This is a genomic window from Candidatus Frankia nodulisporulans (assembly GCF_902806475.1).
GTDB classification, from domain to species: domain Bacteria; phylum Actinomycetota; class Actinomycetes; order Frankiales; family Frankiaceae; genus Frankia; species Frankia umida.
This window is the reverse complement of the sequence record NZ_CADCWS010000118.1, coordinates 1-12,428: the sequence shown is the minus strand read 5'-3', so window position 1 is coordinate 12,428 and position 12,428 is coordinate 1. Positions and strand designations below refer to the sequence as shown.

Sequence of the window (12,428 nt, the reverse complement as noted above, 5' to 3'; positions counted from 1 at the left end):
CTGGTCGACTGACTCAGGCCTGGCCGGCTGGCTCGGGCTGGGTCGGCTGGCTCGGGCTGGGTCGGCTGGCTCGCGGCGGTCACGTGCAGGCGACTGGCTCTCCAGGGGTGTCCCGGCGCTGATACCCCACGGACCAGCGCCGATCGACGCACGTCGGCGGCGTTCCCGGCGAGCTCGGCCGCGGCGGGGGAGAGTGGTTTCACGTGAAACTCCCCCGGCGGCCGGCCCGGGATCACGGCCGGTCCGCCTAGGCTGAGTCCCGTACGCTGCCGCCCATCGAGACCGGGGCGGTGGTCCCGAGGCCGACCACTGGAGAGCCTTTTCGATGAGCCGTCGCATCGCGAACATCACCTTGGACAACATCGACGACTTGCCGCTGCCCTGCCGTCGATGCGTGTTCTGGGAACTCGACCCGGTTGCCCGTAGCCGCGCCGAGGAGGCTGGCACCTCGGAGATCGAGAAGGAGGCATGGGTCTCGTCGGCGCTTCTCGAGTGGGGCAGTGTCGGAAAGATCGCCTATATCGAGGAAGTGCCAGCTGGCTTCGTCATGTTCGCGCCGCCGGCGTACGTTCCCAGATCTGCGGCCTTCCCGACCAGTCCGGTCTCGCCGGATGCCGTACTCCTCATGACCGCGCTCATCCTGGAGGAGTTCCAGGGCCAGGGCCTCGGCCGCATCCTCACGCAGGCAGTCGCGAAGGACATCCAACGCCGAGGGTTCAAGGCCGTGGAGGCCTTCGGTGACGGCCAGAACTCGGGGGCCCGATGCGTGGTTCCGGCCGACTACCTGCTGTCCGTGGGATTCAAGACGGTCCGGCCACACCACCGGTGGCCCCGACTGCGCCTCGAGATCAAGAACGCCGTCAGCTGGCGTGAGGACGTGGAGGTCGCCTTGGAGCGCCTGCTCGGCTCGATGACTCCCGAGGGCGTGCTACGCAAGGTGGGCCAGGCGGGACATCCAGCCTGACCGACTCCGCATGCCGGCCGCACCATCCACCGCGGATGCTGCGGCCGGCCCGACGCTAGGGACGAGAAAGGTCGTCGGCTCCAGGGGACATCACGGCCACGATGCGCTCGAGGTCCTCGATCGAACCGAACTCGACGGTGATCTTTCCCTTGGACCGGCCCATATCGACCTTCACCCGAGTCTCGAACCGATCAGAAAGCTGATCAGCGAACCGGGCGAGCACGGGCGAGGCCGCCCGAGGCCCACTCGGCGCTCGTTTGCGGGGCGTGTCCTCGCCCAACGCAACGATCTCCTCTACCGACCGGACCGACAGACCTTCCTCCACGATACGGGTGGCCAGGCGATCCTGGGCCTCGGAATCCCGCAATGACAGCAGTGCCCGCGCATGCCCGGCGGACAACACCCCTGCGGCCACGCGTCGTTGCACTGCGGGGGACAGGCCCAGCAGCCGGATGGTGTTCGTGACATGCGACCGGGAGCGGCCCATCCGGGTCGCGAGCTCCTCGTGAGTCGCCCCAAAGTCCTGGAGCAGCTGCTCGTAGGCGGCTGCCTCCTCCAAAGGGTTGAGCTGCTGCCGGTGCAGGTTCTCCAGGAGGGCATCGCGCAACATCGCATCATCGGTCGTGTCCCGCACGATGGCAGGTATCACGGTGAGTTCGGCAAGCTGAGATGCCCGCAGACGCCGTTCACCCATGACAAGCTCGAAACGTTCCCCAGACGTCGGCCGCACCACGATCGGCTGCAGCAGGCCTACTTCGCGCAGGCTCGCGGCCAGTTCCTCCAACGCCTGCTCGTCGAAGTTCGTCCGCGGTTGACGTGGGTTCGGGTCGATGGCATCGACGGACAACTCTCGGAAGGTGGCTCCGTGCACCGGCAAGGGGCCAGTGCCGCCGTCGGTTGGCCGGCCCGAATCATCCCGCCCGCCGTAACCGCCGGAGGAGTAGTCGAGATAATCCTCGCTACCCAGCCGTCCCTCCTCCGACTGCGGCGCCACCGGAATCAGCGCGCCGAGACCGCGGCCGAGACCGCTGCGGCGGGCGCTCACCTCGGCACCTCGGTCGGCTGTACCCCTCGCTCCGCCAGCTCCCGGGCCGCTGCCAGGTAGGACAGCGAACCACGCGACGTCGGATCGTAGGTCAGCGCGGACTGGCCATAGCTCGGGGCCTCAGCCAGCCGGACGTTTCGGGGGATGGTCGTGCTCAGTACCCGGTCACCGAAATGCTCCTTGACCTCCTGAACCACCTGATCGGCCAGCCTGGTGCGTGAGTCGTACATGGTGAGCAGGATCGTCGACAGGCGCAGGTCCTGGTTCAGGTGTGCCTGGACGAGTTCCACATTGCGCAGCAGCATGCCCAGGCCCTCCAGCGCGTAGTACTCGCACTGAATAGGGATAAGGATCTCCCGGGCGGCAACCAGCGCGTTGACCGTCAGCAGTCCGAGAGACGGCGGGCAGTCAATGAAGACGTAGTCGATCTCTCGTTGCAGTCCCGCGATGGCCCGGCGCAGCCGGTTCTCCCGGGCTACCAGCGACACCAGCTCGATCTCCGCGCCCGCGAGGTCGATCGTCGCCGGGACGCAGTAAAGCTCCGGGGCCTCCGCCGAAGGGACGATGACCTCGTCCAACGGGCGGTCGCCCAGTAGCACCTCGTAGATCGAGGGCACCCCGGAATGGTGCTCGATGCCAAGCGCCGTCGACGCGTTGCCCTGCGGGTCGAGGTCGATCACGAGGACCCGTACTCCATGCGACGCGAGCGCCGCAGCGAGATTCACCGTGCTCGTCGTCTTCCCCACGCCACCCTTCTGGTTGGCGACCGAGATGATGCGCCGCCGGGTGGGTCGCGGGAATGGTTGTCGTCGTTCTGCCGCCAAGGCTTCCACTGCTGCTGCCGCCGCCGCTCCGATCGGGGTCGACCGGTCCAGGGGATCCAGCGAGGAGAGCGCAGATTCGTGGCTCCGAGCACTCCCGCCCATCGATCCGTCCCGACCGATCAACGCTGTTTCACGTGGAACGAGACTGCCCACGTGTCGGCCGGTCGCGACCGGCCTCTCGTGATCGCCGCGAATCCCGCGCCGTTCGTCTGACCTGTCTGCCATCGTGTCGCTCACCGTCGCCGCGCCCTTTCTTGCTCTCGGCCCGGGCAAGCTCGGCCGCTCGCACGGCACGGAGGACTCGGCTGGGTTCGTCCACCCGGCCCTCCCCGCACACCACGACATCGACTGGATGCCAACCCTGGGCTCCGAGACTGCCGCGCGCGTCCTGCAACTCTGCCAGGATCCTCGAACCGCGCATCGCCAGCATGACACCATCCGGTTGCAGCATCGGCAGGATGATTGCACCCAAGCGCTCGAGCGGGGCGACCGCGCGCGCGACGACCACCCCGAATCTACGACCGTCCGGGCCGATTCCGGCATCCGGCGCGCAGCCCCGGCGCACCGAAACCTGACTTTCCAGGTCGAGTGCGGCGATCACCTCCTGTAGAAAAAGGCAGCGTCGTTCCATCGGCTCGAGCAGCTCAACCCGCACGTCGGATCGGGCCAGCGCGAGCGGAATGCCTGGTAGACCGGCCCCGCTGCCTACGTCGACGACGTCGGCATCCGCCGGAACCGCCTCAGCGATCACTGCGCAGTTGAGGACGTGGCGCTGCCAGAGCCGGTCGGTCTCCCGAGGTCCGATCAGTCCACGTTCCACCCCGGCGGTCGCGAGAAGCTCGGTGTAACGGATCGCCTGCGCGAGACGTTCACCGAAGATCTCCCGCGCGACCGGCGGAACGGGCAACTGAGGTGTCTCCGACGGCGGTGGCTGAAGGCTGGATGACCCGGATGGTCGGTCCGCGTCGCTCATCGCACACCTGCCTGGGTATGCCCGACCAGGCCGATGGTCTGCACCAGCGGTCCGTCACCACAGGCCGTGGGCCGGTGGATGAAACCCGGTGGGAGTCCGAACGGACGGCGGCCTGCCGTGGCAACCACGACAGGTACCGAAGACGAAGTCGATGAACCATGCACCCGACCAGCATCCTCGACGGGTCTGGACCTTCGACAACCGCCGTAGTTGAGGATCGGTTCGGTCGCCCAGCGAAGCCGGAGCCGCAAGGCCGTGCACCGTGACCACCGCGGCGATCCGGCCCGGGCGGGAGCCGCCGGCACGGGCAGGGGAGCCGGCGCGACGTGGGAACCAGCGCAGAGTGGGAGAGCCAGCGCGGGCGGCGAGTCCGTCTCGGGTCAGTGCTGGGAGGGCCGCGCGTCCTGGGCAGTGACCGAAGCGGCGTCCTGGGCGCAGCGGTCGTAGCGGGTCAGGGTGCCGGTGAGGCGGAAGGTCCAGCTCCGGTTGGCGCACCAGCCGGCGCGGGTCAGCGCGGCCAGTTGGCCGGACAGGTCGCGCTGCTCGATGTCGAAGACGAAGACGATCAGATGCCGTGGCTGGCTAGGCCGGCCGGCGATCTGGGCGGTCAGAGGAGGCATCGATCCCCCGAAGAAGATCGTTTCGGCTCGGGAGATCCGGGGCGGTAGCGCCGACGGGTCGCGCGAACCGTCGGCGCTGGCCTCCATCGCGTACAGCCAGCCGGGGCGGGCGAGGCGCCCACCGACAGCCACCACGTCATCAGGGCCGGCGACCTGGCGGGTGGCGATCGCCGCGTCGACCATGAGATCCAGGCCGCGCATCCGGTCGCGGTGGTCCCACAGCAGCCGGCTGCCGGCAAGAGAGTTCCCGGCGAGGAGCCCGCCGGAGCCGACCAGCCCGACCAGGGCGACGGCGACAAGGGCGACGGCGATCAGCGCGCGACCTCCCGCAGGTGCGCCGGGCCGGGCCGCGGCGCTTGGCGCCAAGGGGCGCGCCGAGCCATCCGGAGCGTGCAAAAGCGGCGAAAACTCAGATAGTGATCGCGAGATTACGATTGACTCAGGGGTCGGGGTAGGGTCCGCACCAGACGACCCCTCAGCATCGATCTGAGGGGCCTTGCCGGGGCTTTGCTGCCCCAGGAACAGCACGAGCCATCGCAACACCCACTCGGCACCCACCAGAACCACAACGATCAGCATGGGGACGACGAACGCGTTGGTCCGTGTAGGGCCGAAGGGCCAGTAACGGCCGGCACTCGCCGCCAACATCATCAGTTCGGTGCCGGCGAGGGCCGCGAGCAGGAGCCGTCCGTCCGGACGGCCGGCGAGGGTCCACCCGCCGACGGCGCCGGTGCCGGCGATGACCAGGCCAAGCAGTACCGCCACCCACGGGCCGAGGGAGCCCAGGGGCAGCGCGCCGTGGACGAGGCTCGGATCGAAGCGGTCCATGCCTGGCGGGGAGCCGGTCAGAGTGAGGCGGAGCTGGTCGGCGACGAAGCGGATCGCGTCGAGTGGTCCGCGGCCGGCCAGGAACTGTCGGTCCCAGTAGACGCCGTTGCGCTGGCTGGACTGGTGGGCGACGAACACGACTGTGTGCAGACCGGCGAGCACCAGCGCGGGCGAGCACTCGAGCAGCCGCCACCGTCGCCGCGGGCCCCGCCACAGATCGACCGCCGCCAGCGGCACGATCAGAAAGATTCCCGGCACCGCGAACAGGGCGAGCACACCTGCCGCCGCCCGCCGCACAAGCCGACCCTTGTCCAGCCCCGCCGACCCCGCCGACCCCGCCGACCCCGCCGACCCCGCCGACGGACGATACGTCCGGCTGGCGCGCTCGCCCGCATGATCCGACGGCGAGTCGACCATCCACAGCGCGAGGATGGCAGTGGCTGCCAGCGTCTCCAGGGCGTACGGCTTGAGCTGGGTCGCGAGATCGAGAAAGGTCGAGTTCAGACAGACCCAGCAGGCCGCCGCCACCGCGGCGGTGACACCGGTGAAACGACGGGCCACGATCACGATCACGGTGCCCAACAGTGGGACGGCGACGAAGCCGGGCAGGCGCAGTGCCCAGCTGTGCCAGCCAAAGACGTCCCCGGACAGCCGGGTGAGTCCGAACCAGCCCAGCGCTGACGGGGTGTTCGCGACCGCGAGCTCGGCCCACAGCGACCTGGCCGGCTCGCTGACCACATGGGCCCGCCAGATCTCGTCGTACCAGAACGGCCTGCTCAGGTAGGCCTGTAGCAGGCCGAGCACGCCGGCGATGACCACCGCGACGCCGACCGCGGCCAGCGCCGTCGCCCGCCGGGCGGGACGCAGCCGCACGGCGGCGTCAGTCAAGCAGGATGACGACCCGCCTGCTCGGTTCCTCACCCTCGGACTCGCTGTGCACACCATCGATCTCGGCGATGACGTCGTGGACGACCTTGCGCTCGAAGGGCGTCATCGGCGCTAGCGTCTCCGGTTTGCCCTGCTCCAGCGCCTGCGCCGCCACCTTGGTGGCGATCTTGCGCAGTTCGATCCGGCGCCTGGCCCGGTGGCCGCCGACGTCGAGCATCAGCCGGCTACGGCTACCGGTCCGCTGCAGGACGGCGAGCCGGGTGAGTTCCTGCAACGCCTCGAGTGTCTCCCCGCCCGTCCCGATCAGCTTGTCCAGCCCGTCACCGACCACGGCCACCACTGCCCGGCCGCTCTCGACGTCCAGGTCGAGGTCGCCGTCCATGTCGACGATGTCCAGCAGGCCCTCGATGTAGTCCGCGGCGATCTCGCCTTCCTGCTCCAGGTCCGCGAGGCGTCGCTTCTGCGGGGAGGCTTCCGCCTCGGAGGCGGTTTGCTCGTCGGTGACCTCGGCTCCATCCACAGCCAGGTCGGGTGCCGAACCGGTCATCAGTGCTTCTCCAGGGGAACGGGGGGCGGCGGAGCCGAGATTACGGGATGCCCCCGCCCGGAGACATCATCGGGGTCGCCGGTGGGGGTCTTCCCGGTGGCCGGCCGACCTTTCCCGGTCACGAATCAACCGTGCGGCCGGACGGAGCGACGGTCAACGGCGCCCGCCGGGCCGTTTGCCTTTGCCACGCTGCTTTTTGGCCGGACGGGATCCACCGACCTGCCGGCGGACACCGGCGGGCACCGGCGCGGTGCGGCTGGTGCTGTCCGCTGACGTGCTCGAACCCGCGCCTGCACTCGGTTGGCCGGCCGGCTGCGAACCGCCGTCCGCCGCCGCCGTGCCCGTGCCGGCGGAACTGGCCGCGCTGGCAGAGCCCGGCGCACCGGAGGCACCGGCTGTCGCCTCGGTCGGTTTCTTCGCCGCACGGGCCGCGCCGCTGCGTGAACGGGTACCGGGAGGGGCCGTGGACGACTTCGCCGCCGCGCTGGTCGTCTCCGCGGAACCCTTGGTCAGGCTGGGTGCCGTGGCGGCCGCGGGCCTGGGCCGGTTCTTCGACTTGGCGCCGGCGCGCACGCCGGGTGCGGGCCGGGCCGCAGCGACTGCCGTGCCGTCAGTGGACGGACGAGCCCCGGCCGGACGGCCACTCGCGGACAGCGGCTTGATCGGCGGCATCTTCTTGATAACGAAGAACTGCTGCCCCATGCTCCACAGGTTCGTGGTCAACCAGTAGAGCAGCACGGCGATCGGGAACCGGAAACCGAACACCGCCAGCATGATCGGCGAGCCGTACAGCAGGACCTTCTGGACCAGGGCCTGCTGCGGGTCGACCGGGCCGTTGCGGGCCATGATCTGCCGCTGGGTCATGTAGGTCGTGAGACCCATCAGCACGATCAGGATGACCGCGAGCACCCTGACGTTGGTGGTGTTGATGTGGAGCAGATCCACCAGCTTGGAGTCCGAGTTGAAGGAGCTCGCAAGCGAGATCCCACCGATCTTGGCCGAGGCGATCTGCTCCACCTGGTCCGCGGACAGGCCGACTCGCGGCCGCCACTGCCCGTTGACCGGTGCCAGGTGGGTGAAGACGTGGAACAGCGAGATGAACAGCGGGATCTGCAACACGACCGGCAGACAGCCGAGCAGCGGATTGCCGTGCTCCCGCTGCAGCGCCATGATCTCCTGCTGCATGCGCGGCTTGTCGTGCCCGTACTTCTCCCGGATCTCCTTGATCCGGGGCTGCATCATCTGCATCGTGCGCTGTGACTTCACCTGCTTGACGAACAGCGGGAAGATCAGCAGCCGCACGCAGACGACCAGCAGGACGACCGAGAAGGCCCAGGCGAAGAAGTTGTTCTCGCCGAGGATCGGGCCAAAACCCTTGTGGAAGAAGACAATCGCGTTCGCGGCAAGATGGTAAAGGGGGTCCAGCAACGTTCCTACTCCTCACGCCCACGGTCCGCGACCGGAACTGACGATCTCGGCCCGCGTCCCCGCATTCGGCGGGTGTTCACACCCGCGGGACGGCACGCCCGGTTACCGAGCGCACACACGGGTTCAACCCTCCTGGGGTCGCGAACGAGCCGCGACCTCCCGATGGTTCCCACCGGCCGGTCACCAGGCACCCCGCGCTCGCCGCCGGACTCCTGCGCGGCACCGGGAACCGGGTCGTAACCACCGGCGGACAACGGCTGGCACCGCAGCAGGCGGGCGCAGGCGAGCAGGCCGCCGCGCACTCCACCGTGGCGACGCACGGCCGCGAGCGCGTAGGCGCTGCACGACGGCTCGAAGCGACACATCCCGGCGTTACGCGCCGACCAGGCCGCGCGGTAGAACCGGACGAGCCAGCCAAGCGTCCACGCGAGTGGCCCGCGCACCGCACCGGCGGGCGTTCGGGCCAACCGGGGCAGCCTGCGCTCGACCGGAGCACTGGCCAGCAGCAGATCAGCGGCCATCAGCCCGGCGATCACCATGGCGGCGACCGGCCACGCCGTCACCGGGCATCTCCACCGGTGGCGGGCGGCCGGGGACCGGTCATGGAACGTGCGGCCCGGGCGAGCGCGTCGTCCAGCGCCTGACCGAGACGGTCGGAGCTGGCCGTGGCGGCATCGGGAAGGGCGCGCACGATGATCATGCTGCCAGGTGGCAGCGACCGAAGTCGGGTACGCATCTGTTCGCGCAGCCGGCGACGCACCTGGTTGCGCACGACGGCCTTGCCCACCCGACGGCCGACGACGAATCCGGCTCGCGCCGGCTCTCCACTGGCCGTCCACACGCTGTGGACAACCAGTGGACCGGAGCGTGCCCGTCGGCCGGCGGAGCCGACCAGGGCGTGATCGGCCCTGGACCGGACGCGGGAACCCACGGGAAGCATGATCGGTCGCGCTGCGACACGAACCCGCCGTCAGGCGGAGAGTTCGCTGCGGCCCTTGCGTCGACGCGAGGAGAGGATCGAGCGACCGGCGCGGGTCCGCATCCGCAGACGGAACCCGTGCGTGCGGGCCCGCCGGCGGTTGTTCGGCTGGAAGGTGCGCTTGCTCACGTGAGAACTCCGTCTGCAGGGTGGACGCGGGCGGTGATCTTCGCGGCCGAGGGGCGGACCGCTGCACACGGCCCCCACTCCACACGGCCGCGCTGGCACATCCCACGACAAACGAAGCGGTCTAACACCGCGGTTCGACCTAGCGTACACATGCCCGCGCCCACGCCGGCCCGGTGGCGCCCCGATCGGCGGGCCATCGCGGCGCCACCGGGGGTCGGGCGGTGTCCGGACCGGCGCACATTCGTCGCCATACCGACGGCCCCGACACGGCGGGTGAGCCCGCACCTTACGATCCAGAGACGACAGGACACTCGTCGGCGTGCGCCAGACCACACCAGCTCGGTTCGTGCTGGTCGCTTCCGGCGGCGAGCCGGGCATCCTGACCTGTGGAAACGCCTGTGGAGAGGGCAAACGCCAGCACAGCGCGGCGCCGCGGCCGAGGGCCGGCCCGCAGCGCCGGGACCCACCCGATGCCGGCAGCCGGCGCCACGCCGGGTGCCCCACCGCGGCCATGCACAGGTTGTGGACGACGATGTGGAGAACCATCGGGATGAAGCCGCTCGGTCACCACCGGATCAGGACCACAGTCGCCGGCCCGACCAACCCACCCACACGTGGGACCGTATCGCCCGCAACCGTACCGAACTGCCCGAGGAGCCCCCGTGTCCAACTCCCGCGCCGACTCCGTCGCCGGTCTGCCGTTCGGGGACGAGCCGGCGGGTGACCCGGATCTGGCCGCGGTCTGGCGCCAGGCGGTCTCCGGCGTCGCGGACGGCGCGCTGTCCGCCCAGCAGCGGGCCTGGCTGCGCCTCACCCGCCCGCTCGGCCTCGTGCAGGACACCGCTCTGCTCGCCGCTCCGAACGAGTTCACCAAGGAGCTGCTCGACTCCCGGCTGCGCCCGTTCCTGTCCACAGCCCTGTCCACAGCCTATGGACGTGACATCAGGGTCGCGGTCACGGTCGAGCACCTGCCCGATCCGGAGCCGATGAGCGGACCGATCCGGATCGTGCGCCCCGGCGGGGCTGGCGCCGCCGACCCGTCGGTGAGTCCCGGCGGGATCGGAACGAGCGACTCGTTCCCGACCGCCGGTGGCCACCAGGGCCCTGGCGCTGGTGGCGCGAGAGGCAGCACACCGGTCAACGGCGAGCTGCCCTTCCCCGAGGCGGCCGGCGCCGATCCGCTGCCGGCGGACGCCCGCGGGGCCGATGCCCACAGCACGGGCTATTTCGGCACGGACGCCCGCGGCACCGATTTTCCCGGTGCCGACGCCCGCGGCACGGACTCCCGCGGTACCGATGCGCGGGCCGAGAGCATGCCCGCGATGCGCGTGGGTGCGGGCCTTGGCCGAGAGGCGCCCTCGCCCGCCACCGAGGCCGAGCCGGCCCAGGCCCGACTCAACCCACGCTACATTTTCGAGACGTTCGTCATCGGTGACAGCAATCGTTTTCCCCATGCCGCCGCGGTCGCCGTCGCCGAGGCACCGGCCAAGGCCTACAACCCACTTTTCATCTATGGCGACTCCGGTCTCGGAAAGACACATCTGCTGCACGCGATCGGCCATTACGCCCTGAAGCTGTACCCGAACACCCGAGTAAAGTACGTGAGCTCGGAGGAGTTCACCAACGACTTCATCAACTCGATTCGGGACGACCGTCAGCAGGCATTCCAGCGCCGCTACCGTGACGTCGACGTTCTCCTCGTCGACGACATCCAGTTCCTGGAGAACAAGGAGCGGACGCAGGAGGAGTTCTTCCACACCTTCAACGTCCTGCACGACGGCGAGAAGCAGATCGTCATCAGCTCCGACCGTTCCCCCAAGCAGCTCTCCGCCCTCGAGGACCGGCTGCGCAGCCGTTTCGAGTGGGGCCTGATGACCGACATCACCCCGCCCGACCTCGAGACCCGCATCGCGATCCTGTCGAAAAAAGCTGCCACCGAACGCCTTCCCGTGCCGCCGGACGTCCTCGAGTACATCGCCACCCACATCGAGCGCAACATCCGCGAGCTCGAGGGCGCGCTGATCCGGGTCGCGGCATTCGCCAGCCTGAACAAGTCCCAGGTCGACCGCACCCTCGCGGAGATCGTTCTGCGTGACCTGATCCCTGACGCCGGCAACCCCGACATCACCGCCGTCGAAATCATGAACGCGACGGCCGCCTATTTCGGTGTCTCCATGGATGACCTGTGCGGCACCTCCCGCAGCCGTGTCCTGGTCACCGCCCGGCAGATCGCCATGTACCTGTGCCGCGAGCTCACCGACCTCTCCCTACCCAAGATCGGTCAGCATTTCGGTGGCCGTGACCACACCACGGTGATGCACGCCGATCGCAAGATCCGCGGCCTTATGGCCGAGCGGCGGGCCATCTACAACCAGGTCACCGAGCTGACCAACCGTATCCGTCTACAGGCCCGCCAGCCCTGATCCGCTCGCCGGCCATGCGGGTTCCACCCGCCGGCCAGCTCTGATTCCAGCCACCAGTCCGCTCTGATTCCTCCTGCGGGCCTGTTCTGATTCCACCTACGGGTCCCGGGGTGTTCCAGGTCGACGGCGGCAGGGCCCTTGTCGGCTGCCAGCATGTCTGACGGGCTCGCAGCCCTCCGGTGGCTGATGATGCGGCTTTCCGGCTCCCTGGCCGGCCCCGAGCCAGGCTCCGCCACACGGGTCTGCGTCGAGGGTCGGTCGGAAACGAACACCTCCACGGTGGCCCGTGTGCATCCCGCGTTGCCGTGCCCCCGCCGCGTTGCCGTGCCCCCGCTAAAAGCGCCGCGGAACGTGGCCATGGCCGAGGGAACGCGCCCGATCGGAGAAACAGGGCGGCGGGTCCCACGACGAGTGGCTGGATCTCCCGCGGGTCGACGCCGGGCTCGATCGTGAGAAGAGGATCGGCTGCCGATGGGCGGGCGGCGTCCTCGCCTGCCATCGGCCCGCGGCCGAGCCCGTTCCAGGGATCACCCGACACAGACGGGGAATGAGGACGGGAGCCCGCTGGCGAGGGGTGGCTGTGGTCCGGCGGTGGGCGTCTCGCGGTGATGGCTTGGCGTGGGCCCGGTGTGGGCCGGTCGGCCCGATGGATGCGGTGGGAACACGGCGTGGTCCACCCACAGCTTGTGGAAAAAGTTGTGGATAGTAAGCGATTAAGTAACTGGTCAGGTCTCGTAGATCGTTTGTTTTTTGTTCCCCGGCTGGCTGGGATGCTTTGAT

11 protein-coding genes are annotated in these 12,428 nt (G+C 69.4%); 2 read left to right on the top strand and 9 right to left on the bottom strand.

Translation table 11 applies throughout. The features are described from left to right. The first annotated feature begins 325 nt into the window (after positions 1–325). The gene (locus G6R24_RS12340) at positions 326–964 is read left to right on the top strand and encodes a GNAT family N-acetyltransferase (RefSeq protein ID WP_163549394.1); all 639 of its coding nucleotides are present in this window, start codon (positions 326–328) and stop codon (positions 962–964) included. Positions 965–1,019: 55 nt separating this feature from the next. On the opposite strand, the gene G6R24_RS12335 is transcribed toward G6R24_RS12340, so the two are convergent. The 9 genes from G6R24_RS12335 to rpmH all read right to left on the bottom strand — a co-directional run bounded on the left by G6R24_RS12335 (position 1,020) and on the right by rpmH (position 9,225). Beyond that, the gene (locus G6R24_RS12335) at positions 1,020–2,009 is read right to left on the bottom strand and encodes a ParB/RepB/Spo0J family partition protein (protein ID WP_163549393.1); all 990 of its coding nucleotides are present in this window, start codon (positions 2,007–2,009) and stop codon (positions 1,020–1,022) included. Next, positions 2,006–2,755, bottom strand: a complete 750-nt coding sequence (locus G6R24_RS12330; RefSeq protein ID WP_276529338.1) for a ParA family protein — start codon at positions 2,753–2,755, stop codon at positions 2,006–2,008. Before G6R24_RS12330 ends, G6R24_RS12335 begins: the two co-directional genes overlap by 4 nt. A 208-nt stretch (positions 2,756–2,963) precedes the next feature. Beyond that, the gene (gene rsmG / locus G6R24_RS12325; protein WP_163549392.1) at positions 2,964–3,806 is read right to left on the bottom strand and encodes a 16S rRNA (guanine(527)-N(7))-methyltransferase RsmG; all 843 of its coding nucleotides are present in this window, start codon (positions 3,804–3,806) and stop codon (positions 2,964–2,966) included. A 380-nt stretch (positions 3,807–4,186) separates the two neighbouring features. Beyond that, positions 4,187–6,142, bottom strand: coding sequence for a hypothetical protein (locus tag G6R24_RS12320; protein ID WP_163549391.1), 1,956 nt, complete (start codon positions 6,140–6,142; stop codon positions 4,187–4,189). After that, the gene (locus G6R24_RS12315; RefSeq protein WP_163549390.1) at positions 6,135–6,689 is read right to left on the bottom strand and encodes a Jag family protein; all 555 of its coding nucleotides are present in this window, start codon (positions 6,687–6,689) and stop codon (positions 6,135–6,137) included. The genes G6R24_RS12320 and G6R24_RS12315 overlap by 8 nt, the downstream gene beginning before the upstream one ends. 153 nt (positions 6,690–6,842) lie before the next feature. After that, the gene (yidC, locus tag G6R24_RS12310) at positions 6,843–8,117 is read right to left on the bottom strand and encodes a membrane protein insertase YidC (RefSeq protein WP_163549389.1); all 1,275 of its coding nucleotides are present in this window, start codon (positions 8,115–8,117) and stop codon (positions 6,843–6,845) included. A gap of 5 nt (positions 8,118–8,122) precedes the next feature. Further along, positions 8,123–8,680, bottom strand: a complete 558-nt coding sequence (gene yidD / locus G6R24_RS12305; RefSeq protein WP_225438450.1) for a membrane protein insertion efficiency factor YidD — start codon at positions 8,678–8,680, stop codon at positions 8,123–8,125. Beyond that, the gene (gene rnpA, locus G6R24_RS12300) at positions 8,677–9,057 is read right to left on the bottom strand and encodes a ribonuclease P protein component (RefSeq protein ID WP_163549388.1); all 381 of its coding nucleotides are present in this window, start codon (positions 9,055–9,057) and stop codon (positions 8,677–8,679) included. Before rnpA ends, yidD begins: the two co-directional genes overlap by 4 nt. A gap of 30 nt (positions 9,058–9,087) precedes the next feature. Further along, positions 9,088–9,225 (bottom strand): 50S ribosomal protein L34, encoded by a 138-nt coding sequence (gene rpmH, locus G6R24_RS12295; RefSeq protein ID WP_163549387.1) that lies wholly within the window; start codon positions 9,223–9,225, stop codon positions 9,088–9,090. Between the two features lie 662 nt (positions 9,226–9,887). Between rpmH and dnaA the strand changes: the two genes are divergently transcribed. Then, positions 9,888–11,648 carry a chromosomal replication initiator protein DnaA gene (dnaA, locus tag G6R24_RS12290; protein WP_217451671.1) on the top strand — a complete coding sequence of 587 codons (1,761 nt, stop codon included), beginning with the start codon at positions 9,888–9,890 and terminating at the stop codon, positions 11,646–11,648. The last annotated feature ends 780 nt before the right edge of the window (positions 11,649–12,428 follow it).

What these genes read in the sequence shown, in the direction of transcription:
- G6R24_RS12340 (WP_163549394.1), top strand. Translation starts at nt 326, where the DNA reads ATGAGCCGTCGCATCGCGAACATCACCTTGGACAACATCGACGACTTG.
- rnpA (WP_163549388.1), bottom strand. Translation starts at nt 9,057, where the DNA reads ATGCTTCCCGTGGGTTCCCGCGTCCGGTCCAGGGCCGATCACGCCCTG.
- G6R24_RS12315 (WP_163549390.1), bottom strand. Translation starts at nt 6,689, where the DNA reads ATGACCGGTTCGGCACCCGACCTGGCTGTGGATGGAGCCGAGGTCACC.
- rsmG (WP_163549392.1), bottom strand. Translation starts at nt 3,806, where the DNA reads ATGAGCGACGCGGACCGACCATCCGGGTCATCCAGCCTTCAGCCACCG.